A 21152-nucleotide genomic window follows, 5' to 3' on the forward strand; every position below is an offset into this window, starting at 1 on the left:
CGCGCTGAACGCTTTCGACATCACCTTCGACGGCCGACTCTCAGCAGCCCGTCAGTAACCAACAACCCCAGTTACACCGCTCGTTTGACAGACCCCGAGCTGGAGCCCTGTACACGAGGAACGGGGATCCGTCGCGGTGGAAGGTTGAAGGAGTAGTGGACGGCGTGAACATCAGGGTCATTTATGAACCTGCAACGGACCGAATTGTGACCGGCTTCCCGTACCGACCCTGACTGGAGGCGCAGTGGAAGCCGTAGAGTACGCCGCCAAGATCGAAGCACTGCTAGAGGAATCTCCCATCACTGCGCCTTCAGTCGCAGTTGACGTGCGAGACCTTCTGGCGGCCGGAGAGTTCGCCCTAGCTTTCGACACGATGTGCTCATGGATTTACGAAGACGAGTTGTCGATTAGCGAGGAGTATTACGAGCGGCTTGTTCGGCTGTCGGGAGACCTCGGATCTCGTGATCTAATCGCGCGAATGCGTGAGCTGGTAACGGGATAAGCGAGTGCGTGCGCTCCCGCTGACGGCAGTAGCGACGGCAACACCCACGGATTTCCCTGCACAACCACGGACACCAGCGGAACCCGAAACCGCTGCTGATCTGCGAATACGCAGATAGAGAGGGGCCGCGTAGCACACGTACTATGTGCTGGCGGGGGCCACGCCGGTTCTGGTCCACAATTCCAACTGCACGGTTTACCGGACGCAGACTTCCCACCCTGATAGTCAGCGCCTTGGGATCGATGCGGACGGAAACGTCTCGTTGAGTGGAGAAGGGCGCCTGTACTTGAACATGAGTGGCGACGCCTCGCATTCACTGCAGTTCCGTGGTGCTGACGGTCAGGTTTTGGGATTCGATGTGGATAGCTCATTCGTTAACCGGGTGCGAGAGTCGGCTCTTCCGCAGCGAAAGCCGCGAGGATTCGCAGGAAGTACACGAGAGTGGAATCAGCTCCGAAGGACGCGTCCGGACATTGCGGACCCCTCAGTTTCACCTGGGCTATATGGAATCCCGTCGAATATGTTCGGTGATCTCATGGGGTCAATCGCTCAAGGTTCTGGTCGGGTGATTCGATGAGCACCAGTAAGTTCGTTGACGAACTGGAGCGAATCGACTTTCCGCCCGCGAAGGGGGCCGAGGGGCCGCCGGTCTTCGCTACGTTCCTGGTCACCGCCAACGTCGACGCGGTCGACTACGTCACCAAGTTCCGGGCGGTATTGTCTGCTGCAATCCGTACGGCGAATCAGGCTGACTTCGATTCGGAAGTCATTCCAGAAACCCTGATCCCTGATTGGTTCGCAGAGGTGACTCGTGGCTCCGTTGTGGTTGGTCGTGACCATGCGGCATCCTCGGGGAGTCAGTATTATGTTTCCCGTCGCGGTGAAGAGCCGTGGGAACTTCAGGATTGGCTCTTCTGCTTTGATCCACAGTTGAGGGGTTGGGCATGGTGGGATGTGACCCAACTTTCGAATGATTTGGTGCTGCTATGGGTTGACTCGTCTGGCGAGCCAGCGTTTCCGTGTGAAGAGTTCCGCTGGCTGGCTTATGCCTGTGGCGCGAAGAACGTTGAGGGGCCTGTCCTCATGCGACTCTCGGAATGGCAGCAATCACACCAAGATCCGACGACGTAGAGAAGCGCTCCCTTGGCCCCTCTGGCGCGTTCTACAGAGGGGCCAAGAGCACTCGAGTGGCGGAGATCGTGGAAGCGGACGTTCGGAGTCCGGCGTTGTGGAGGAGGCGACGGAAGCGGCGGTTGAGGTTGCCAGGGTCGAGCGGCCTGCCCTTTGAGGTGGTGAAGACGAGCCCGTTGTTCGTCCAGCCCGTTCCGGCTGCCTGGCGTTCTTCCTGCTGCTGTTCCTGTTGGTTCTTGAGGGAGTTGATGCATTCGGTGGGGAGGGCGATGCGGCGTTCCGAGGCGAGGGTCTTGGTGTGCAGGACGGTCAGGCCCTGGCTGCGGGTGCGCTGGAGGGAGCGGTGGATGGTGGCGGTGCCGCCGTCGAAGTCAAGGGCGTCCCGCTGACGCGGGCCGCCGCCCGCTCCTGTCTGCCGCCCCGCTGGCGACGGCCCCCGTCCGCTCAGCGCGCAGTGTCAGGCAAGCGAGCTGATGATCTAGGAAGTAACAACATCGTGCGCAGCGCCGCCAGGAAGACTGCGCCGAACACCACGCAGCGCCACGTCGGGCCGCCGCAGCCGGAAGCCGCGATTGTCTCTGTCAGGCGGGTCGCGAGCGAGGGCACGGCTGAGCAGCCCAGGCCACTGCCACCGGTCAGGTGGAAGCCGGGCGGATGCCGTGACGGATCGAAATGGCGTGGCTGAGGCCGGCGCGGATTGCTTGAGACACACGTGGCGGGTGATCTCTCGGCGCACCCGCCGTCGTGGCTGACTTTCTGTGGCTGAGCTTGAAGCCGGGGCGGGGATCAGGCGACCAGCGACGGTGGTGCGATTGTCCGTGCTCGCTCATACAGGTCGCGGGCCGCCGCGTTCTTCAGGTGAGGGCGCAAGAGGCCGAACATCGACTTCACGCGGTCGTCGGCGCGGCCGGACTGCACCTTGGGGTAGTCGTCGAGAGCCTGGTGCCAGGTGGTGCAGGCCGCTTCCAGGTGGCCGAGTTCCAGCTGCCGCTCAGCCAACAGACCACGACGGTGTACTCGCGTGCGTTGGTAAACGCTGGGGCGGAGCCGGTCGGCTTGTTGCATGGCTTCGACGGCTCCGGACCTGTCGCCGAGTTCGTAACGTACCTGGCTGACGTGATAGTTGAGCGAAGAGGGGTCGTACGAGCCGAACGCCTTGCCGCGCGACTCAGCACGGTCCATGGCCGCCTCAGCCTCCCGGATGTAGCGCAGCGCGCCAGTACGGTCGCCGGTCTGCGCGGCGGCATGAGCCTGCTGACCGGAGAGGAAGGCCAGCATCCGGGGGCCGGCCTTCGGGGAGGCGGCGGCAGCGACGTCGGCCAGTTCCATGGCTTTCGCCCCATGGCGGAGGTCGACTGCCTGGACGCTCATGCCGCGCAGGGTGGTGCAGTAGGTCAGGTGGTCCTCGGCCGCCCCCGCCAGTTCGAGGGCCTTGACGTAGTAGCGCTGCGCCAGGCCGTGTAGTCCTTCGTCCACGGCCATGTAGCCGGTCAGGTACAGCAGATCCGAAGCCCCGGACAGCATCGCTTTTCGCACGTCCTCGGGGGCGTCGGCGCGGAGGTAGGAGGCCACGGTGTTGACCATGAACGAGGCCGCCATGGGCCGTGCGTGGCGACCGCCGAACTGGTCGTCCAGTTCTGAGACGCGCTCGGTCATGGCGATGACCATGTCCACTTCGTTCATGCCGATGTGGGTGGTGCGGCCGGACTGGATGGCTTCGGCCCGTGCGATCACGTCGGGCCATCCAGGGATGGTGAGGGCCACGGAGAACAGACTGGCTCCCAGGACGCTGCGGCGGGACGGGTCCATGTCGTGCCTCCCCAGGTCGATCACCCCTTCCACGGTATCCGCGGCAGTGGGGGAGTGATCGCGGGGGACGGGCAGTCCGGCTTCGCCATGGGTGACCGGTCGGCCGAGGCGGCGGGCGAGGGCTTCGAGGATGCATGCGCGCACCGCACAGCGGGGGACGGTGCCGCTGAGCCAGTGGCTCACCGCCGATTCGTCGTAGCGCAGGGGAGTGCCGGTCTCGGTGCCGACGCGGTTCACCGCCCGCGCGAACTGGCGGTGGGTCCAGCGGCTTTCGGCGAGCAGGCGCCCGAGTGCCACGTTCGGTTCACGCTTGGCCATGCCCTCAACTCCCCGCGCCTTTGCGAACTTTCAAGGCTTTCAAGTCCTGCTGCTGCGCAAACGGTACCGCTGTGCGTGGTCACACGGTTGCGTAGAGACAGCAGGGAAACGGCGAGACCTCGCCGCAGCCGTCGTCTGAGGGACTGATGGATGAGAAGCGAAGCACGGGCCCGCCTGGCCCGAATGACCGAGGAGCTGGGCACGGACGGGGTGTTGAGGATCGACACCTACGAGGGCGCGGATCTGCCGCCGGGTTCGAATCGGTTTTCGCCATGCCGCTGCCCGCAGCACCGGCGCACCACGCCTGAGGATGGGGCGAAGTTGAGCGCCGCAGTACGCGAGGTCAACGAGCGCAGCCGTGGAGAGCGACTGTGAAGGGGCTGGCCGCAGTCGTCGGCCGCTACGCCGGACCGCTCCTGATCCTCACCATCTCGGGATCGGTCGGCTTCGGCGGCATGGCCGCCGCGTCCACACCCACCTGACTCCTCCCCGTCACGCGTCCAGGCTCCCCGCCTGTGACGAGGGAGGGCCCACCGCTTGAAGCGGCGGGCACCCCGTCCGGCTGCCTTCTTCGCAAGGGTCCGGCAGCCGGACGGGTCCAACTCCGCAGCATCAGCCGCGGAGTCCACTGAAAACCGTAAGGGAGAAAGCGATGAACGTGGACGAGCTGTTCACCGGCGACCTGATCACCGGCGTCCCGACCGTCGAGGCCGCGCTGTTCGACAAGATGCCGGGCGGCGGCGACAACAACGGCGACCACTGCAGCAAGTGATCCAGGACTGACACCAGGCGGGGCGGGGCCATTCGCGGCCCCGCCCCGCCGCACGACATCGGAAAGGGACGACATGCTGTCGATGCGTTTGCGCCTGACCGATCTCCAGGATCCCAAGTGGAGTTCGCAGGGCGGCCGTTGGATCAACGGCGAGAGTTGGATCGAGCCCGCCAACGTGTCCACGCTGGTCATGGAGGTCAACGACGACCAGGCACCGCGCGTACGGGTCCGAGTGAAGGAGTGCAAGCGGGACGAGGCCGACTTCGTCGAACTCACCATGGAGCCCGGACAAGCCCGCCTGTCGGCAGGCGCCTTCGGCACAACTCCGCTCTACCTGACAGAGAAGGCCGGCGAACTGCACGCGTCATGGGACCTGACGATGCTGCGACCGCATTTGCGGGCTGACCGCCTGGTGTCGCGCGTCGTCGCCCGAACGCTGACGAGGCAGCACCGCTACACGTCCGAGACGCTGTTCGAAGGCGTCTACCGCCTCACCGAGCGGGCATCGGCCACGTTCACCACCTCGGGACTCAGAATCCACTATCCGAAGCCTGCCGAACACGTCCTTGAGCCGCGTACGCTGCGGCCCGGTGTTGATCCACTCGCGGCTCTGGACGAGTTGCTGACCGACGTGATCCGCCAGGCGCCGACAGCAACTGGATGCGTGGGCGTCGAACTGTCCGGCGGCGCGGACTCCGGGAATGTCGCCCTGGCTGTGAAGGCCGCCCGCTTCCCCGAGGTGCACAGCTTCGGCCTGCTGGTGGGAGGAAGCACCGGCAGGCAACAGAGCGAGCGACGTCGGGCCTTTGCGGAGCACTGCGACTTCCGGGACACGGCCACCCCCGCCATGCAGCACCCGCCCTTCTGCCCCGGAGGCGTACGCGCCCTGCGCAAGCCGCACGATCCGGCGGGAGCCTTCTACCAGGAGGCGTTCGACGTCGTACGCGAGCAGGCAGCCGCCCGGCGGTGCGAGGTCATGTTCACGGGCAGCGGTGGGGACGAGATCAACGCCCACCACTCCCGGACGCAGGCCGAACTGCCGAAGCCGGAACCCGTGCCATGGCTCGGCAACTTCGCGACCCGGTCGCTCGCCGAGGCGAACGAGCACCTGGCCCCCATCCCGGTGCTGCCCGTACCGACCCTGATGGCGTTCGGGATGCACAACCCCGGATTCCTCCGGGCCCGGGTCTGGCCGGTGAGCCCGCTCGTGCACCCGCGGATCGTGCGGTTCATGGAGCAGCTACCGCATGAGCACAAGCGCGGCAAGGCGCTGTTCCGTGAACGGATCAGGCGGGCCGGGCTGCCCGGGTGGGTGGCAGCGCCGGCCGAGCCGGAGAACTTCCTGGCCGTCCTGCAGAAGGGCCTGCGTTCCTACGGCCTGCCCGTCCTGGACGACATGGTGAAGGCGTCCATCCTGGTGGATCTCGGATACGTTGACGGCAAGGCTCTAGACCAGGCACGCAAGGACGCCGATGCCGCCTCGGTCGTGCCTGACCCGCTGTGCGATGTGCTCGCCCTGGAGGTCGGACTGCGGAGCCTCATGTGACCAGCCCCAACATGGAAGCCGAGCACGTGGAAGCTACGAACCTCCTCTATCGGGACCCGGCGCTTTACGACGTGGTCCAGTCCGACAGCACGAGCGCCGAGACGTGCCAGACCCTGATCGAGTCGTACAGGCCACACGCCCGAACACTGGTCGACTTCGGATGTGGCACCGGCCGCGATCTGGAGATCCTGGCCAAGCGCTTCGAGTGCATCGGCGTGGACATCCAGCCCGGCATGGTCGACCACGCCCACCAGGCCCGGCCGAGGCTGGACATCCGTGCCGGGGACATGCGCACCGTACGACTTGGCAAGCGGATGGACGTGGTGACCTGTATGGGCAACAGCCTGGCCTACGTGCACGACAACGAGGAGATCAGCCAGGTCTTCGCCACCTTCGCGGACCACGCCCGGCCGGGCGCGCTGCTCGTACTGTGCTCCCCCGTCGCCCCGATCACCCGACCCGAGCCGGCCACCGCCACGGTGGACACCCCGAGGGGATCCGCGACAGTCACCATCCGCCACGCGTGGGACCTGCGGACCCAGATCAACACCATGCACCGACACTGGGCGCTCCCCTCGGGCGACGAGGCCCAGGACGAGATCCGCAGGCGCGTTCTGTTCCCCCGCGAACTGGAGCACTACGCGGAGGGCGCCAGCTTCGAGGTCCTGGACATGACCGACGGCATAGGAGAAGGGCTCACCGGCCCGACCGCGTACACGGTGGCCCGATACACCCGGCGGTGAGCAGCCGGGGCGGACGACAGCTCCAGTGCCCGCTGCCCGCGCCCCTGGCGGCAGTAGCGACGGAGGGCGTTGCCGAGGAGGTCGATGGCGTCGCGTTGGAGGCGCAGTCGAGTCGGCACCACCGTCCGCCAGTTCAGCGTGCAGCTCTCCGCCACCCGCAGAGGCGCCCGTCTCGCACGTTTGCTTGCGACCGAGCAACTCCGCTCCTGGGGGCTGCGGTTCGGGACGGCGGCACAGGTGGTCGCCGAGCTGGCCGCAAATGCCGCGCTGCACCGGCGCGTACCGGGACGGGACTTCCGCCTCGCCCTCACTGCCACCGAACGCAATCTCCGTATCGAGGTGACCGACACTCGCGGTGACCGTCTCCCCGTCGCCCGGCACTCCGCAGACGACGAGTCGGGACGCGGCCTCATCCTCGTCGACGCCTTCGCCGACCGCTGGGGAGTCGCCCGGGGCCCCGCACCCCGCAAGACCGTATGGGCCGACTTTGATCTTGAACCCTGACGTCGACCCCCGGCCGGGACGAACGATCCCGATCGAGGACCTGGCCTGCCGGAGGAGTCGGCAGGTGCCGGATGGCAGGGCCAACCACTTTGAGCGAGCCGTACTCCCGCCACCTTGGTGGCAAAGTACGCGAGCTCCGGTTCACCATGGACGGCAATGCTGTGCGCATCACATACTGGCTCGCCCCCGACCAGCGCATCGTGTTACTGACAGTGTTCCGCAAGACCAGACAGCGCGAGGCCGCTGAGGTCGAGCGCGCCCGGCAGGCCCAGAAGGTGTGTCAAGCGGATCACGGTCCCGCCGAGCACAGCTACGACCGGATCAAGGAGGAAAGCCCATGAACCACTCCCCGTGGAAGACCCGCCGGAGCAGGAAGCTCATGGGCGAGTCGGTCGAGGAGTCCCCGGCCTACGTCGAGGCCGGGTATGCGTTCGCACTTGGCCAGGCGGTCTACGACCGGAGAACCGGACTCGGCCTGTCACAGACGGAACTGGCCCGGCGTGCCGAGATGACACAGCCGCAGATCTCCAACATCGAGGGCGGCGACTCCGTACCGACCCTGCCCCTGCTGACTCGCCTGGCCAAGGCCCTGGACGCGTCGCTGACCATTGACCTGGACGGCGACACCTCGGCATTTGCCTTCATCGCGCACGACAGCCACCAGCCTGATGAAGCGTCGCCGGATGGGCGCTCCTCAGCGGCTTGACGCGACTACGCCACCCCCAGCGGGCCCCTCGCGGCATGAAAAAGCGCTCGCCGTGGCGTCGTTGAAGACACCACGGCGAGCGCTCAGAAGCCGCTCAGGAGCCGAACTACCGCACAAACACTCCCGCCTGGCTCGCCAGGTCCAGGAAGTACTGCGGCGCCACACCCAGCACCAGCGTCACCGCCACACCCACCGCGATCGTCGTCATCGTCAGCGGCGACGGCACGGCGACCGTCGGGCCGCCCTCCTTCGGCTCGCTGAAGAACATCAGGACGATCACCCGGATGTAGAAGAACGCCGCGATCGCCGAGGAGATCACACCGACCACGACCAGCGCGCCCGCGCCGCCCTCCGCCGCCGCCTTGAAGACCGCGAACTTTCCGGCGAAGCCCGAGGTGAGCGGGATTCCGGCGAAGGCGAGCAGGAAGACCGCGAAGACGGCCGCCACCAGGGGTGAACGGCGGCCCAGGCCCGCCCACTTGGACAGGTGCGTCGCTTCGCCGCCCGCGTCCCGTACCAGGGTGACCACCGCGAACGCGCCGATCGTCACGAAGGAGTACGCCGCCAGGTAGAAGAGGACGGACGAGACGCCCTCGGGCGTCGCCGCGATGACACCGGCCAGGATGAAGCCCGCGTGCGCGATCGAGGAGTACGCGAGCAGTCGCTTGATGTCGGTCTGCGTGATCGCGACGATCGCGCCGCCCAGCATCGTGACGATCGCGATGGCCCACATGACCGGCCGCCAGTCCCAGCGCAGGCCGGGGAGGACGACATACAGAAGGCGCAGCAGCGCACCGAACGCGGCGACCTTGGTGGCCGCTGCCATGAAGCCCGTGACCGGAGTCGGCGCGCCCTGGTAGACGTCCGGCGTCCACATGTGGAACGGCACCGCGCCGACCTTGAAGAGCAGGCCCATCAGGATCATCGCGCCGCCGATCAGCAACAGCGCGTCGTTGCCCATGGTGTCGGCCAGCGCCGGGTCGATCGTGCGGACGCTGCCGTCGACGACGTCCGCGATCCTGGCGTAGGAGACCGAGCCCGCGTAGCCGTACATCAGCGCGATGCCGAAGAGCAGGAAGGCGGAAGAGAAGGCGCCGAGCAGGAAGTACTTCACCGCCGCCTCCTGCGACATCAGCCGCTTGCGGCGGGCGACGGCGCACAGGAGGTAGAGCGGGAGCGAGAAGACTTCCAGCGCGATGAAGAGCGTCAGCAGATCATTGGCGGCCGGGAAGATCAGCATGCCGGTGATGGCGAACAGCACCAGCGGGAAGACCTCGGTCGTGGTGAATCCGGCCTTGACCGCGGCCTTTTCGCTGTCGCTGCCGGGCACGGAAGCGGCCTGCGCGGCGAAGGAGTCGATGCGGTTGCCGTGCGCCGCGGGGTCGAGCCGGCGTTCGGCGAAGGTGAAGACCGCCACCAGCGAGGCCAGCAGGATCGTGCCCTGCAGGAAGAGCGCCGGGCCGTCGACCGCGATGGCGCCCATCGCGGCGAGATGCGCCTTGGTGGTGCCGTATCCGCCGGCCGCGAGGGCCACGACCGCCGCGAAGGCGGCGGCGAGCGCGACGACGGTCAGGAACACCTGGGCGTAGTAACGGGCCTTGCGCGGGACGAAGGCCTCCACGAGCACACCCACCACGGCGGCGCCGACAACGATCAGCGCGGGTGCCAGCTGGGCGTATTCGATATGAGGGGCCGGGATCTTGTCGATCGGCCCGGCCGCCGTCGTCCACAGGCTGTGGACAGCCGTAGTGCTCACTTGGCCGCCTCCGCGTTTTGAATAGGCACAGTGGGCTGGGGGTCCTTCTGCTGTACGTCCGACATCGTTCGCTCCACGGCCGGGTTGATGATGTCCGTCAGCGGCTTCGGGAAGACGCCGAGGAACAGCAGCAGTGCGATCAGCGGTGCGACCACCACCAGCTCACGTGCCCTGAGGTCGGGCATCTTCGAGACCTCGGCCTTCACCGGGCCCGTCATCGTCCGCTGGTAGAGCACGAGGGTGTAGAGCGCGGCGAGCACAATGCCGAAGGTCGCGATGATTCCGGCCACCGGATAGCGCGAGTACGTGCCGACCAGGACCAGGAATTCACTGACGAAGGGCGCGAGGCCCGGCAGTGAGAGGGTGGCCAGACCGCCGATCAGGAAGGTGCCCGCGAGTACCGGGGCGACCTTCTGCACTCCGCCGTAGTCCGCGATGAGCCGCGAGCCGCGCCGGGAGATCAGGAATCCGGCCACCAGCATCAGCGCGGCGGTCGAGATCCCGTGGTTGACCATGTAGAGCGTCGCGCCCGACTGCCCCTGGGAGGTCATCGCGAAGATGCCCAGGATGATGAAGCCGAAGTGCGAGATCGAGGCGTACGCGACCAGACGCTTGATGTCCCTCTGGCCGACCGCGAGCAGCGCGCCGTAGACGATGCTGATCAGGGCCAGTACGAGGATCACGGGCGTGGCCCACTTGGATGCCTCCGGGAAGAGCTGGAGGCAGAAGCGGAGCATCGCGAACGTGCCGACCTTGTCGACGACCGCGGTGATCAGCACGGCGACCGGGGCGGTCGCCTCACCCATGGCGTTGGGCAGCCAGGTGTGCAGCGGCCACAGCGGCGCCTTCACAGCGAAGGCGAAGAAGAAGCCGAGGAACAGCAGCCGTTCGGTGTTGGTCGCCATGTCGAGCGAGCCGTTCGCCCGGGCCGCCGCGATCTCGGTGAGCGAGAAGCTGCCCGCGACGACATTGAGCCCGATGACGGCGGCCAGCATGATCAGTCCGCCGACCAGGTTGTAGAGCAGGAACTTCACGGCCGCGTACGAGCGTTGGGTCGCCGCCGCCTCGTCGCCGTGCTCGTGGGCCCGGTCTCCGAAGCCGCCGATGAGGAAGTACATCGGGATGAGCATGGCTTCGAAGAGGATGTAGAAGAGGAAGACGTCGGTGGCCTCGAAGGAGAGGATCACCATCGCCTCGACGGAGAGGATCAGGGCGAAGAAGCCCTGCGTCGGCCGCCAGCGCGAGGATTCGGTCTCCAGCGGGTCGGCGTCGTGCCAGCCCGCCAGGATCACAAAGGGGATCAGCAGGGCGGTCAGCGCCAGCAGCGCGACCCCGATGCCGTCCACGCCCAGTTCGTAGCGGACGCCGAAGTCCTTGATCCAGGTGTGGGATTCGGTCAGTTGATACCGGTCGCCGCCGGGCTCGAAGCGTACGAGCACGATCGCGGCCAGCACCAGCGTGGCGAGTGAGACGAGCAGCGCCAGCCACTTGGCGGCGGTGCGCCTCGCGGCCGGGACGGCGGCGGTGGCGATGGCGCCGACCGCCGGGAGCGCCGCCGTCACCGTCAGGAGTGGGAAGGACATATCAGACCGCCCTCATCAGCAGGGTCGCGGCGATGAGGATCGCCACACCGCCGAACATCGAGACCGCGTAACTGCGGGCGTAGCCGTTCTGCAGTTTGCGCAGCCGGCCGGAGAGCCCGCCGAACGAGGCGGCCGTGCCGTTGACCACGCCGTCGACCAGGGTGTGGTCGACGTAGACCAGGGAGCGGGTGAGGTGCTCGCCGCCGCGCACCAGGACGATGTGGTTGAAGTCGTCCTGGAGGAGATCGCGGCGGGCGGCCCGGGTGAGCAGCGAACCCAGCGGCGCGGTGACCGGCACCGGCCTTCGTCCGTACATCGCCCAGGCGATTCCGGCGCCGATGACCAGGACGACCATGGTGGCGCCGGTGACGGTGGCCGCGCTGACCGGCGAGTCCCCGTGGCTGTGCCCGGTGACGGGCTCCAGCCAGTTCAGGAACCGGTCGCCGATGCTGAAGAACGCGCCGGCGAAGACCGATCCGAAGGCCAGGACGATCATGGGGATGGTCATGGACTTCGGGGACTCGTGCGGATGCGGCAGCTCACCCGGGTGCGCCTCGACACCGGGCTCGATGCCGGGTGTCTTGGCCGGGTCGGGGGCGGGCTGCCAGCGCTTCTCGCCGAAGAAGGTCAGCAGCATCACGCGGGTCATGTAGAACGCGGTGATGGCCGCGCCCAGCAGAGCCGCGCCACCGAGGATCCAGCCCTCCGTGCCGCCCTTGGCGAAGGCCGCCTCGATGATCTTGTCCTTGGAGAAGAAGCCGGACAGACCCGGGAAGCCGATGATGGCCAGATAGCCGAGACCGAAGGTGACGAAGGTGATCGGCATGTACTTCCGCAAGCCGCCGTACTTGCGCATGTCGACCTCGTCGTTCATGCCGTGCATGACCGATCCGGCGCCGAGGAAGAGCCCGGCCTTGAAGAAGCCGTGCGTCACCAGGTGCATGATCGCCCAGACGTAACCGATCGGGCCGAGGCCCGCCGCCAGGATCATGTAGCCGATCTGCGACATCGTCGAACCGGCCAGCGCCTTCTTGATGTCGTCCTTCGCGCAACCGACGATCGCACCGAAGAGGAGCGTCACCGCACCGACGACCACGACCGCCAACTGGGCATCGGGCGCGGCGTTGAAGATCGCGCCGGACCGGACGATGAGATACACGCCTGCGGTCACCATGGTCGCCGCGTGGATCAGGGCCGAGACCGGAGTCGGGCCCTCCATCGCGTCCCCGAGCCAGGATTGCAGCGGCACCTGGGCGGACTTGCCGCAGGCGGCCAGCAGCAGCATCAGCCCGATGGCCGTCAGCTTGCCCTCGCTCGTCTCACCGGTCGAGGACAGGACCGGCCCGAAGGCGAAGGTCCCGAAGGTGGTGAACATCAGCATGATCGCGATCGACAGACCCATGTCGCCGACCCGGTTGACCAGGAAGGCCTTCTTCGCCGCCGTCGCCGCGCTGGGCTTGTGCTGCCAGAAGCCGATCAGGAGGTACGAGGCGAGGCCGACGCCCTCCCATCCGACGTACAGCAGCAGGTAGTTGTCGGCGACGACCAGCAGAAGCATCGCCGCGAGGAAGAGGTTCAGATAGCCGAAGAAACGGCGGCGGCGCTCGTCGCGCTCCATGTACCCGATGGAGTACATGTGGATCAGCGAACCCACGCCGGTGATCAGCAGGACGAACGTCATGGACAGCTGGTCCAGCTGGAAGGCGACGTCCGCCTGGAAGCTCTCGACGGGGATCCAGGTGAACAGCTTGACGTGCAGGGCGCGGTCGTCCGCGTCCTTGCCGAGCATGTTGACGAAGAGCACCGCGCCGATCACGAAGGACGCGGCCGCGAGCAGCGTGCCGATCAGATGGCCGCTGCGGTCGAGCCGCCGCCCGCCGCACAGCAGGACCGCCGCTCCGAGCAAGGGCGCCGCGACGAGCAGCGCAATCAAGTTCTCCACGATTCAGCGACCCCTTACAGCTTCATCAGGCTGGCGTCGTCGACCGAGGCCGAGTGGCGTGAACGGAACAGCGACACGATGATCGCGAGCCCGACCACGACCTCCGCGGCGGCGACGACCATCGTGAAGAAGGCGATGATCTGGCCGTCGAGATTGCCGTGCATCCGGGAGAAGGCGACGAACGCGAGATTGCAGGCATTGAGCATCAGCTCGACGCACATGAAGAGGACGATCGCGTTCCGCCGGATCAGCACTCCAGCGGCGCCGATGGTGAACAACAGCGCCGCGAGATACAGGTAGTTGACGGGATTCACCGAGTGGCCTCCTCTTCGTCCCGGTCACGGCCGAGCCGCTCCTCCGCGCGCTGCTCCAGCGCCTTGAGGTCGTTCAGCGCGTCGGTCGACACATCGCGGATCTGGCCGCGCTCCCGCAGCGTCTTGCTGACGGTGAGCTGGGAGGTGGTGCCGTCCGGCAGCAGGCCGGGGACGTCCACGGCGTTGTGCCGGGCGTAGACACCGGGCGCGGGCAGGGGCGGCAGGTGCTTGCCTTCCCGTACGCGCTGTTCGGACATCTCGCGCTGGGTCTTGGCCCGCTCGGTGCGCTCCCGGTGCGTGAGCACCATCGCACCGACGGCCGCGGTGATCAGCAGCGCGCCGGTGATTTCGAAGGCGAAGACGTACTTGGTGAACAGGAGCGCCGCGAGTCCCTCGACATTGCCGCCGTATGCGCTGTTGGCCGCGCTCAGTCCGTTGAAGTTCTTCAGCGAGGCATTGCCGATACCGGCGATCAGCAGCACACCGAAGCCGAGACCGCAGGCCGCGGCGAGCCAGCGCTGGCCCTTCAGCGTCTCCTTCAGCGAGTCGGCGGCGGTGACGCCGACCAGCATGACGACGAAGAGGAACAGCATCATGATCGCGCCGGTGTAGACAATGATCTGGACGACTCCGAGGAAGTACGCCCCGTTGGCGAGATAGAAGACCGCCAGGACGATCATGGTCCCGGCGAGGCTGAGGGCGCTGTGCACGGCCCGCTTCATCAGCACCGTGCCGAGCGCCCCGGCGACGGCGATGATGCCGAGGACCCAGAACTGGAAGGCCTCACCCGTCGAAGTGGCAGTGGCCGCGAGGGTGTTCATACGTCCGCCTCCTCGCTCTTCCCGGCCTTCTCGTCCTTGGAGACGGCGGCCTGCTGGACGGTGCCGGGAGCGGCCTCGGTGACCAGACCCCGGTAGTAGTCCTGCTCGTCCATGCCCGGGAAGATCGCGTGCGGGGAGTCGACCATGCCCTCCTCGAGACCGGCGAGCAGCTGCTCCTTGGTGTAGATGAGGTTCTCGCGGGTGCTGTCTGCCAGTTCGAACTCGTTGGTCATCGTCAGCGCCCGCGTCGGACAGGCCTCGATGCACAGCCCGCACAGAATGCAGCGTGCGTAGTTGATCTGGTAGACCCGGCCGTACCTCTCGCCCGGGGAGTAGCGCTCCTCGTCGGTGTTGTCCGCGCCCTCCACGTAGATGGCGTCCGCCGGGCAGGCCCAGGCGCACAGCTCGCAGCCGACGCACTTCTCGAGCCCGTCGGGATGACGGTTGAGCTGGTGCCGGCCGTGGAAGCGCGGCGCCGTGACCTTCTGCTGTTCCGGGTACTGCTCGGTAAGCCGCTTCTTGAACATGGCCTTGAAGGTCACGCCGAAGCCGGCAACCGGATTCTGGAACTTGTCCTTGGGTTCCTCAGACATCGTCAGCCTCCTTTCCGTCACCAGGACCGTCACTTTGAGTATCCGTGCCACCACTGACAATCAACTCGCGCTCACGGCGCGGCCGCCTGCGCGGCACCGGCGGCAACTCCTGCCCGGGCAGCGGCGGTACGGGGAATCCGCCCGCCATCGGGTCGAAGGCAGGGGGCTCGCCCTCGGCGGCTTCCGCCTCTTTCTCCTTCTTGCCTCGGAAGATGTCGGCGACGAAGGAGAGCAGCAGGACCGCGATGACCGCGCCGCCTACGTACAGCACGATCTGCTGGAAGTCGTAGTTCTCGTTCCGCAGCGCCCGTACGGTCGCGACCAGCATCAGCCAGACCACCGACACCGGGATGAGGACCTTCCAGCCGAGCTTCATCAGCTGGTCGTAGCGGACGCGGGGCAGCGTGCCGCGCAGCCAGATGAAGAAGAAGAGCAGCAGCTGGACCTTGATGACGAACCAGAGCATCGGCCACCAGCCGTGGTTCGCGCCCTCCCAGAAGGTGGAGACGGGGTACGGAGCCCGCCAGCCGCCGAGGAACAGGGTGACCGAGACCGCGGAGACGGTGACCATGTTGACGTACTCGGCCAGCATGAACATCGCGAACTTGATCGAGCTGTACTCGGTGTTGAAGCCGCCGACCAGGTCGCCCTCGGACTCCGGCATGTCGAAGGGGGCGCGGTTGGTCTCGCCCACCATCGTGACGACGTAGATGATGAAGGACACCGGCAGCAGGATGATGTACCAGCGGTCCGCCTGCGCCTCGACGATCGCCGAGGTCGACATCGACCCGGAGTAGAGGAAGACGGAGGCGAAGGCCGCGCCCATGGCGATCTCGTACGAGATCATCTGCGCGCAGGAGCGGAGTCCGCCGAGCAGCGGGTAGGTCGAGCCGGACGACCAGCCCGCGAGGACGATGCCGTAGATGCCGACCGAGGCGACCGCGAGGATGTAGAGCATCGCGATCGGAAGGTCGGTGAGCTGCATCGTGGTGCGGTGGCCGAAGATCGAGACCTCGTTGCCGGACGGCCCGAAGGGGATCACGGCGATCGCCATGAAGGCCGGGATCGCGGCGATGATCGGCGCGAGGACATAGACGACCTTGTCCGCGCGCTTGACGATCACGTCTTCCTTCAGCATCAGCTTGATGCCGTCGGCGAGCGACTGGAGCATGCCCCAGGGGCCGTGCCGGTTGGGGCCGATGCGCAGCTGCATCCAGGCGACGACCTTGCGCTCCCACACGATGGAGAAGAGCACGGTGACCATCAGGAAGGCGAAGCAGAACACGGCCTTGATGGCGACGAGCCACCAGGGGTCGCGGCCGAACATCGAGAGATCCTCAGCCGCGAGGACGCTCCGCTGGGCTTCGGCGAACTGAGCGAGGGCGGTCATGCGCGAACCTCCGCGTCCGTGGCGGCAGCCTCCGGCGCCGCCGGGCCGATGCGGACCAGCTGTCCGGGTACGGCTCCGGTGTCCGAAGTGACGCCGCCGCCCACGGAGTTCAGCGGCAGCCACACCACCCGGTCGGGCATCTCGCTCACCTGGAGCGGCAGCCGCACCTCACCGGCGGGCCCGCTGACGGCCAGGACGTCGCCGTCCTTCACGCCCGTCTCGGCCGCCGTGACCGCGGAGAGCCGGGCGACCGCGGCGTGGCGAGTACCCGCCAGCGCCTCGTCGCCCTGCTGGAGCAGGCCCAGGTCGAGCAGCAACCGGTGGCCTGCGAGAACCGCCTCGCCCTCGCCCGGGCGGGGCAGGGACTGGGCACTCTTTGCGATAGAGGGGCCGACCGGATCGGTTGCCCTGGGTCCGTCCCAGTTGCCGAGCCGGTCCAGCTCTCTGCGTACGGACTTGAGGTCCGGCAGCCCGAAGCTGACGTCGAGCGCGTCGGCGAGCATGTGCAGCACCCGTGCGTCGGTCGGCGCGAGGCGGCGGGTCATCTGCTCGGGCTTGAGCGCGGCCTCGAACAGCCTCGCCCTGCCCTCCCAGTTGAGGAATGTGCCGGGCTTCTCGGCGACGGCCGCGACCGGGAAGACCACGTCCGCCCGCTCGGTGACCTCGCTCGGCCGCAGCTCCAGGGAGACCATGAAGCCGACCGCGTCGAGTGCTTCACGCGCGCGTGCCGGGTCGGGCAGGTCCGCGAGCTCGACACCCGCCACCAGCAGAGCGCCCAGTTCGCCGGTGGCCGCGGCCTCGACGATCTGGCCGGTGTCGCGGCCGTAACGGTGCGGGAGTTCGCGTACGCGCCAGGCCGCCGCGGTCTCCTCGCGCGCCCTCGGGTCGGTCGCCGGACGGCCGCCGGGCAGCAGCGAGGGGATCGCGCCCGCCTCGACGGCGCCGCGCTCACCCGCCCTACGCGGGATCCATACCAGCTGCGCGCCGGTCGCGGTTGCGGCCCGTACGGCGGCGGTCAGTGCGCCGGGCACGGCCGCCAGTCGCTCGCCGACCACGATCACCGCACCTTCGGTGCGCAGCGCCTCGGCCGCCTTGGCGCCGTCACCGTCGAGACCGGTGCCTGCGCCGAGTGCGTCCAGCCACTCGGTCTCGGTCCCGGGGGCCGCGGGCAGCAGCGTGCCGCCCGCCTTCGTGAGGCCCCGCGTGGCGTGGGTGGCCAGGGCGAAGGTGCGCTGGCCGTGCTTGCGGTTGGCCTTGCGCAGCCGCAGGAAGACGCCGGGGGCCTCCTCCTCCGACTCGAACCCGACGAGCAGGACAGCCGGTGCCTTCTCCAGCGAGGTGTACGTGACGCCCTCGCCGTCCAGGTCCCGGCCGCGGCCTGCGACTCGGGCGGCCAGGAAGTCGGCCTCCTCGCTGCTGTGCACGCGTGCCCGGAAGTCGACGTCGTTGGTGTCGAGCGCGACCCGGGCGAACTTGGCGTACGCGTAGGAGTCCTCGACGGTGAGCCGGCCGCCCACCAGGACACCGGCCCGGCCGCGGGCCGCGCTCAGCCCGCGGGCCGCCGCCTCCAGCGCCTCGGGCCAGCTCGCCGGTTCCAGAACGCCCGCGTCATTGCGTACGAGCGGAGTCGTGAGGCGGTCCGGCTTCTGCGCGTAACGGAAGCCGAAGCGCCCCTTGTCGCAGAGCCACTCCTCGTTGACCTCGGGGTCCTCGGCCGCGAGGCGCCGCATGACCTTGCCGCGCCGGTGGTCCGTGCGCGTCGCGCAGCCGCCCGCGCAGTGCTCGCACACCGAGGGCGACGAGACCAGGTCGAAGGGGCGGGAGCGGAAGCGGTACGCGGCCGAGGTCAGCGCGCCGACCGGGCAGATCTGGATGGTGTTCCCGGAGAAATACGACTCGAAGGGGTCGCCCTCGCCGGTGCCGACCTGCTGCAGCGCGCCCCGCTCGATCAGCTCGATCATCGGGTCGCCCGCGACCTGGTTGGAGAAGCGGGTGCAGCGGGCGCAGAGCACGCAGCGCTCACGGTCGAGCAGCACCTGTGTGGAGATCGGTACGGGCTTCTCGTACGTGCGCTTCCTGCCCTCGAAGCGGGTGTCCGGGTCGCCGACCTGCATGGCCTGGTTCTGCAGGGGGCACTCGCCGCCCTTGTCGCAGACCGGACAGTCCAGCGGGTGGTTGATCAGCAGCAGCTCCATCACACCGCGCTGGGCCTTCTCGGCGACCGGCGAGGTGAGCTGCGACTTGACGACCATGCCGTCGGTGCAGGTGATGGTGCAGGACGCCATCGGCTTGCGCTGGCCCTCGACCTCGACGATGCACTGGCGGCAGGCGCCGGCCGGGTCGAGGAGGGGGTGGTCGCAGAACCGCGGGATCTCGATGCCGAGCAGCTCGGCGGCCCGGATGACCAGGGTGCCCTTGGGCACGCTGATCTCGATGCCGTCGATCGTCAGCGTGACGAGGTCTTCCGGCGGAACCGCCGCCTCCCCGCCCCCGGAGGGAGCGCTGTTTGTCGTGACCGTCATGCGTTCACCTCCAGGTGCTTGTCGGCCCAGGCGGTCGACTTGGCGGGGTCGAAGGGGCAGCCCTTGCCGGTGATGTGCTGCTCGTACTCCTCACGGAAGTACTTGAGCGAGGAGAAGATCGGGGACGCGGCACCGTCGCCGAGCGCGCAGAACGACTTGCCGTTGATGTTGTCGGCGATGTCGTTGAGCTTGTCGAGGTCGGACAGGACGCCCTTGCCCGCCTCGATGTCGCGCAGCAACTGCACCAGCCAGTACGTGCCTTCACGGCATGGCGTGCACTTGCCGCAGGACTCGTGGGCGTAGAACTCCGTCCACCGCGTGACGGCCCGCACCACACAGGTCGTCTCGTCGAAGCACTGCAGCGCCTTGGTGCCGAGCATCGAACCGGCCGCGCCCACGGCCTCGTAGTCCAGCGGGACATCGAGGTGCTCGTCGGTGAACATCGGGGTCGAAGAGCCGCCCGGCGTCCAGAACTTGAGCCGGTGTCCGGGGCGCATGCCGCCGCTCATGGAGAGCAGCTGACGCAGTGTGATGCCGAGCGGGGCCTCGTACTGGCCGGGGCTGGCGACATGGCCGCTGAGCGAGTAGAGCGTGAAGCCCGGGGACTTCTCGCTGCCCATCGACTTGAACCAGTCCTTGCCCCGATTGAGGATCGCGGGAACGGACGCGATGGACTCGACGTTGTTCACCACAGTGGGGCACGCGTACAGACCGGCGACCGCGGGGAAGGGAGGACGCAGCCGGGGCTGACCGCGACGGCCCTCGAGGGAGTCCAGCAGCGCGGTCTCCTCACCGCAGATGTACGCGCCCGCGCCCGCGTGCACGGTGAGTTGGAGGTCGAGTCCGCTGCCGAGAATGTTCTTGCCGAGGAAGCCCGCCTCGTACGCCTCGCGTACGGCTTCGTGGAGCCGCCGCAGTACGGGGACGACCTCACCGCGCAGATAGATGAACGCGTGAGACGACCGGATCGCATAGCAGGCGATCACGATGCCTTCGATGAGCGAATGCGGGTTGGCGAAGAGGAGCGGGATGTCCTTGCAGGTCCCGGGCTCCGACTCGTCGGCGTTGACAACAAGATAGTGAGGCTTGCCGTCGCCCTGCGGAATGAACTGCCACTTCATTCCGGTGGGGAAGCCGGCGCCGCCGCGGCCGCGCAGACCGGAGTCCTTGACGTACGCGATGAGGTCGTCCGGCGACATGGCCAGCGCCTTGCGGAGCCCCTCGTATCCCTCGTGCCGCCGGTAGGTGTCGAGCGTCCACGACTCGGCCTCGTCCCAGAACGCCGACAGGACAGGGGCGAGAAGCTTCTCGGCGCTCGTTTCTCCCCCAGCCTCCGGCTGGGAGGTGCCCCCATGTTGAGTGGACAAGGTCATCACTCCCCCTCCTCGGCGACGGGACCGGCCGGGTGGTCGGGGTCGGAGGCCGATGTCTGCTGCGGTGCGTCGTGCGAGCTGAGGTGCTCGGAACCGGGCTGCGGAGGCTCGTGGCGGGCCTCGGCGCGCGGCGAGACCACGCGGGCCGCTGTCGACTCGCCCTTGGCGAGCCGCAGGCCCACCAGCGAGGCGGGGCCCGCGCCGCCGCCCGCCTCGACCGCGCCCGGGCGCTCGTCGGGGAAGCCGGCCAGGATGCGGGCGGTCTCCTTGTACGTGCACAGCGGTGCTCCGCGGGTGGGAGTCACCTGCTCCCCGGCCAGGAGGTCGTCCACCAGTTGCTTCGCGGACTCCACGGTCTGGTTGTCGAAGAACTCCCAATTGACCATCACCACGGGGGCGAAGTCGCAGGCCGCGTTGCACTCGATGTGTTCGAGGGTGACCTTGCCGTCCTCGGTCGTCTCGTTGTTGCCGACACCGAGGTGCTCCTTGAGCTCCTCGAAGATGGCGTCGCCACCCATGACCGCACACAGCGTGTTGGTACAGACGCCGACCTGGTAGTCGCCGCTCGGCTTGCGGCGGTACATCGAGTAGAAGGTGGAGACCGCGGTGACCTCGGCGGTGGTCAGCTCCAGCATCTCGGCGCAGAACCTGACACCGGTGCGGGTGACGTACCCCTCCTCCGCCTGCACCAGGTGGAGCAGCGGCAGCAGGGCCGACCTGCTGTCGGGGTAGCGGGCGATGATCTCCTTGCCGTCCGCTTCAAGCCGGGCGCGCACATCGGCCGGGTAGTCGGGCGCGGGGAGCTGTGGCATCCCCAAGCTGGTCGG

18 protein-coding genes and 2 pseudogenes are annotated in these 21152 nt (G+C 67.7%); 8 read left to right on the forward strand and 12 right to left on the reverse strand.

What is annotated here, in order from left to right; all coding sequences use genetic code 11:
- Window positions 1-244: 244 nt before the first annotated feature.
- The gene (locus ABZS64_RS23270) at window positions 245-502 is read left to right on the forward strand and encodes a MafI family immunity protein (protein WP_355832787.1); all 258 of its coding nucleotides are present in this window, start codon (window positions 245-247) and stop codon (window positions 500-502) included.
- A gap of 573 nt (window positions 503-1075) precedes the next feature.
- On the forward strand, window positions 1076-1633 hold the full coding sequence (locus tag ABZS64_RS23275) for a hypothetical protein (RefSeq protein WP_355832790.1): 558 nt from the start codon (window positions 1076-1078) through the stop codon (window positions 1631-1633).
- Here ABZS64_RS23275 and ABZS64_RS23280 read toward each other — a convergent pair.
- Together ABZS64_RS23280 and ABZS64_RS23285 are read right to left on the reverse strand one after the other, a co-directional pair.
- Window positions 1546-2015: pseudogene (locus ABZS64_RS23280) on the reverse strand (tyrosine-type recombinase/integrase); the annotation flags it as partial. The gene ABZS64_RS23275 and the pseudogene ABZS64_RS23280 sit on opposite strands and share 88 nt — an antisense overlap.
- A gap of 404 nt (window positions 2016-2419) precedes the next feature.
- Window positions 2420-3760, reverse strand: a complete 1341-nt coding sequence (locus ABZS64_RS23285; RefSeq protein ID WP_355832792.1) for a tetratricopeptide repeat protein — start codon at window positions 3758-3760, stop codon at window positions 2420-2422.
- 150 nt (window positions 3761-3910) lie between these two features.
- On the opposite strand from ABZS64_RS23285, the gene ABZS64_RS23290 reads away from it, so the two are divergent.
- The 6 genes and pseudogenes from ABZS64_RS23290 (at window position 3911) to ABZS64_RS23315 (ending at window position 8031) form a co-directional block, all read left to right on the forward strand.
- Entirely contained in the window at window positions 3911-4135 is a 225-nt protein-coding gene (locus ABZS64_RS23290) for a hypothetical protein (RefSeq protein ID WP_355832795.1), read from the forward strand.
- Between the two features lie 470 nt (window positions 4136-4605).
- Window positions 4606-6078, forward strand: a complete 1473-nt coding sequence (locus tag ABZS64_RS23295; protein ID WP_355832798.1) for an asparagine synthase-related protein — start codon at window positions 4606-4608, stop codon at window positions 6076-6078.
- Window positions 6075-6821, forward strand: a complete 747-nt coding sequence (locus tag ABZS64_RS23300) for a class I SAM-dependent methyltransferase (RefSeq protein WP_355832800.1) — start codon at window positions 6075-6077, stop codon at window positions 6819-6821. The genes ABZS64_RS23295 and ABZS64_RS23300 overlap by 4 nt, the downstream gene beginning before the upstream one ends.
- An 84-nt stretch (window positions 6822-6905) precedes the next feature.
- The gene (locus ABZS64_RS23305; protein WP_355832803.1) at window positions 6906-7325 is read left to right on the forward strand and encodes an ATP-binding protein; all 420 of its coding nucleotides are present in this window, start codon (window positions 6906-6908) and stop codon (window positions 7323-7325) included.
- 80 nt (window positions 7326-7405) lie between these two features.
- A pseudogene (locus ABZS64_RS23310) lies at window positions 7406-7666 on the forward strand (type II toxin-antitoxin system RelE/ParE family toxin); the annotation flags it as partial.
- Window positions 7663-8031 (forward strand): helix-turn-helix transcriptional regulator, encoded by a 369-nt coding sequence (locus ABZS64_RS23315; protein WP_355832807.1) that lies wholly within the window; start codon window positions 7663-7665, stop codon window positions 8029-8031. The pseudogene ABZS64_RS23310 and the gene ABZS64_RS23315, both read left to right, overlap by 4 nt.
- Before the next feature lie 106 nt (window positions 8032-8137).
- Here the strand turns inward: ABZS64_RS23315 and nuoN are convergent, their stop codons facing one another.
- From nuoN to nuoE, 10 genes are read right to left on the reverse strand one after another with little or no spacing between them, the layout of a single operon-like run.
- Window positions 8138-9787: an NADH-quinone oxidoreductase subunit NuoN gene (gene nuoN / locus ABZS64_RS23320; RefSeq protein WP_355832810.1), complete on the reverse strand. Its 1650-nt coding sequence runs from the start codon at window positions 9785-9787 to the stop codon at window positions 8138-8140.
- The gene (locus ABZS64_RS23325; protein ID WP_355832813.1) at window positions 9784-11370 is read right to left on the reverse strand and encodes an NADH-quinone oxidoreductase subunit M; all 1587 of its coding nucleotides are present in this window, start codon (window positions 11368-11370) and stop codon (window positions 9784-9786) included. Before ABZS64_RS23325 ends, nuoN begins: the two co-directional genes overlap by 4 nt.
- 1 nt (window position 11371) lies before the next feature.
- The gene (nuoL, locus tag ABZS64_RS23330) at window positions 11372-13312 is read right to left on the reverse strand and encodes an NADH-quinone oxidoreductase subunit L (protein ID WP_355832816.1); all 1941 of its coding nucleotides are present in this window, start codon (window positions 13310-13312) and stop codon (window positions 11372-11374) included.
- A 14-nt stretch (window positions 13313-13326) separates the two neighbouring features.
- Window positions 13327-13626, reverse strand: coding sequence for an NADH-quinone oxidoreductase subunit NuoK (gene nuoK, locus ABZS64_RS23335; RefSeq protein ID WP_355832819.1), 300 nt, complete (start codon window positions 13624-13626; stop codon window positions 13327-13329).
- A complete protein-coding gene (locus ABZS64_RS23340; RefSeq protein ID WP_355832822.1) occupies window positions 13623-14447 on the reverse strand; it encodes an NADH-quinone oxidoreductase subunit J in 825 nt (274 codons plus the stop codon). The genes nuoK and ABZS64_RS23340 overlap by 4 nt, the downstream gene beginning before the upstream one ends.
- The gene (gene nuoI / locus ABZS64_RS23345) at window positions 14444-15040 is read right to left on the reverse strand and encodes an NADH-quinone oxidoreductase subunit NuoI (protein WP_355832825.1); all 597 of its coding nucleotides are present in this window, start codon (window positions 15038-15040) and stop codon (window positions 14444-14446) included. Before nuoI ends, ABZS64_RS23340 begins: the two co-directional genes overlap by 4 nt.
- Window positions 15033-16430 (reverse strand): NADH-quinone oxidoreductase subunit NuoH, encoded by a 1398-nt coding sequence (nuoH, locus tag ABZS64_RS23350; protein WP_355832828.1) that lies wholly within the window; start codon window positions 16428-16430, stop codon window positions 15033-15035. The genes nuoI and nuoH overlap by 8 nt, the downstream gene beginning before the upstream one ends.
- The gene (locus ABZS64_RS23355; protein ID WP_355832831.1) at window positions 16427-18952 is read right to left on the reverse strand and encodes an NADH-quinone oxidoreductase subunit G; all 2526 of its coding nucleotides are present in this window, start codon (window positions 18950-18952) and stop codon (window positions 16427-16429) included. Before ABZS64_RS23355 ends, nuoH begins: the two co-directional genes overlap by 4 nt.
- Window positions 18949-20325 carry an NADH-quinone oxidoreductase subunit NuoF gene (gene nuoF, locus ABZS64_RS23360; RefSeq protein ID WP_355832834.1) on the reverse strand — a complete coding sequence of 459 codons (1377 nt, stop codon included), beginning with the start codon at window positions 20323-20325 and terminating at the stop codon, window positions 18949-18951. Before nuoF ends, ABZS64_RS23355 begins: the two co-directional genes overlap by 4 nt.
- Window positions 20325-21137 carry an NADH-quinone oxidoreductase subunit NuoE gene (gene nuoE / locus ABZS64_RS23365; RefSeq protein WP_355832836.1) on the reverse strand — a complete coding sequence of 271 codons (813 nt, stop codon included), beginning with the start codon at window positions 21135-21137 and terminating at the stop codon, window positions 20325-20327. The genes nuoF and nuoE overlap by 1 nt, the downstream gene beginning before the upstream one ends.
- Between the last annotated feature and the right edge of the window lie 15 nt (window positions 21138-21152).

This window comes from Streptomyces sp. NPDC005408 (genome assembly GCF_040606445.1).
Classification (GTDB): Bacteria; Actinomycetota; Actinomycetes; order Streptomycetales; family Streptomycetaceae; genus Streptomyces.

What these genes read in the sequence shown, in the direction of transcription:
- ABZS64_RS23285 (WP_355832792.1), bottom strand. Translation starts at nt 3,760, where the DNA reads ATGGCCAAGCGTGAACCGAACGTGGCACTCGGGCGCCTGCTCGCCGAA.
- ABZS64_RS23275 (WP_355832790.1), top strand. Translation starts at nt 1,076, where the DNA reads ATGAGCACCAGTAAGTTCGTTGACGAACTGGAGCGAATCGACTTTCCG.
- nuoF (WP_355832834.1), bottom strand. Translation starts at nt 20,325, where the DNA reads ATGACCTTGTCCACTCAACATGGGGGCACCTCCCAGCCGGAGGCTGGG.
- ABZS64_RS23290 (WP_355832795.1), top strand. Translation starts at nt 3,911, where the DNA reads ATGAGAAGCGAAGCACGGGCCCGCCTGGCCCGAATGACCGAGGAGCTG.
- nuoI (WP_355832825.1), bottom strand. Translation starts at nt 15,040, where the DNA reads ATGTCTGAGGAACCCAAGGACAAGTTCCAGAATCCGGTTGCCGGCTTC.
- ABZS64_RS23305 (WP_355832803.1), top strand. Translation starts at nt 6,906, where the DNA reads ATGGCGTCGCGTTGGAGGCGCAGTCGAGTCGGCACCACCGTCCGCCAG.
- ABZS64_RS23355 (WP_355832831.1), bottom strand. Translation starts at nt 18,952, where the DNA reads ATGACGGTCACGACAAACAGCGCTCCCTCCGGGGGCGGGGAGGCGGCG.
- ABZS64_RS23315 (WP_355832807.1), top strand. Translation starts at nt 7,663, where the DNA reads ATGAACCACTCCCCGTGGAAGACCCGCCGGAGCAGGAAGCTCATGGGC.
- ABZS64_RS23340 (WP_355832822.1), bottom strand. Translation starts at nt 14,447, where the DNA reads ATGAACACCCTCGCGGCCACTGCCACTTCGACGGGTGAGGCCTTCCAG.
- nuoH (WP_355832828.1), bottom strand. Translation starts at nt 16,430, where the DNA reads ATGACCGCCCTCGCTCAGTTCGCCGAAGCCCAGCGGAGCGTCCTCGCG.
- nuoE (WP_355832836.1), bottom strand. Translation starts at nt 21,137, where the DNA reads ATGCCACAGCTCCCCGCGCCCGACTACCCGGCCGATGTGCGCGCCCGG.
- ABZS64_RS23325 (WP_355832813.1), bottom strand. Translation starts at nt 11,370, where the DNA reads ATGTCCTTCCCACTCCTGACGGTGACGGCGGCGCTCCCGGCGGTCGGC.
- ABZS64_RS23295 (WP_355832798.1), top strand. Translation starts at nt 4,606, where the DNA reads ATGCTGTCGATGCGTTTGCGCCTGACCGATCTCCAGGATCCCAAGTGG.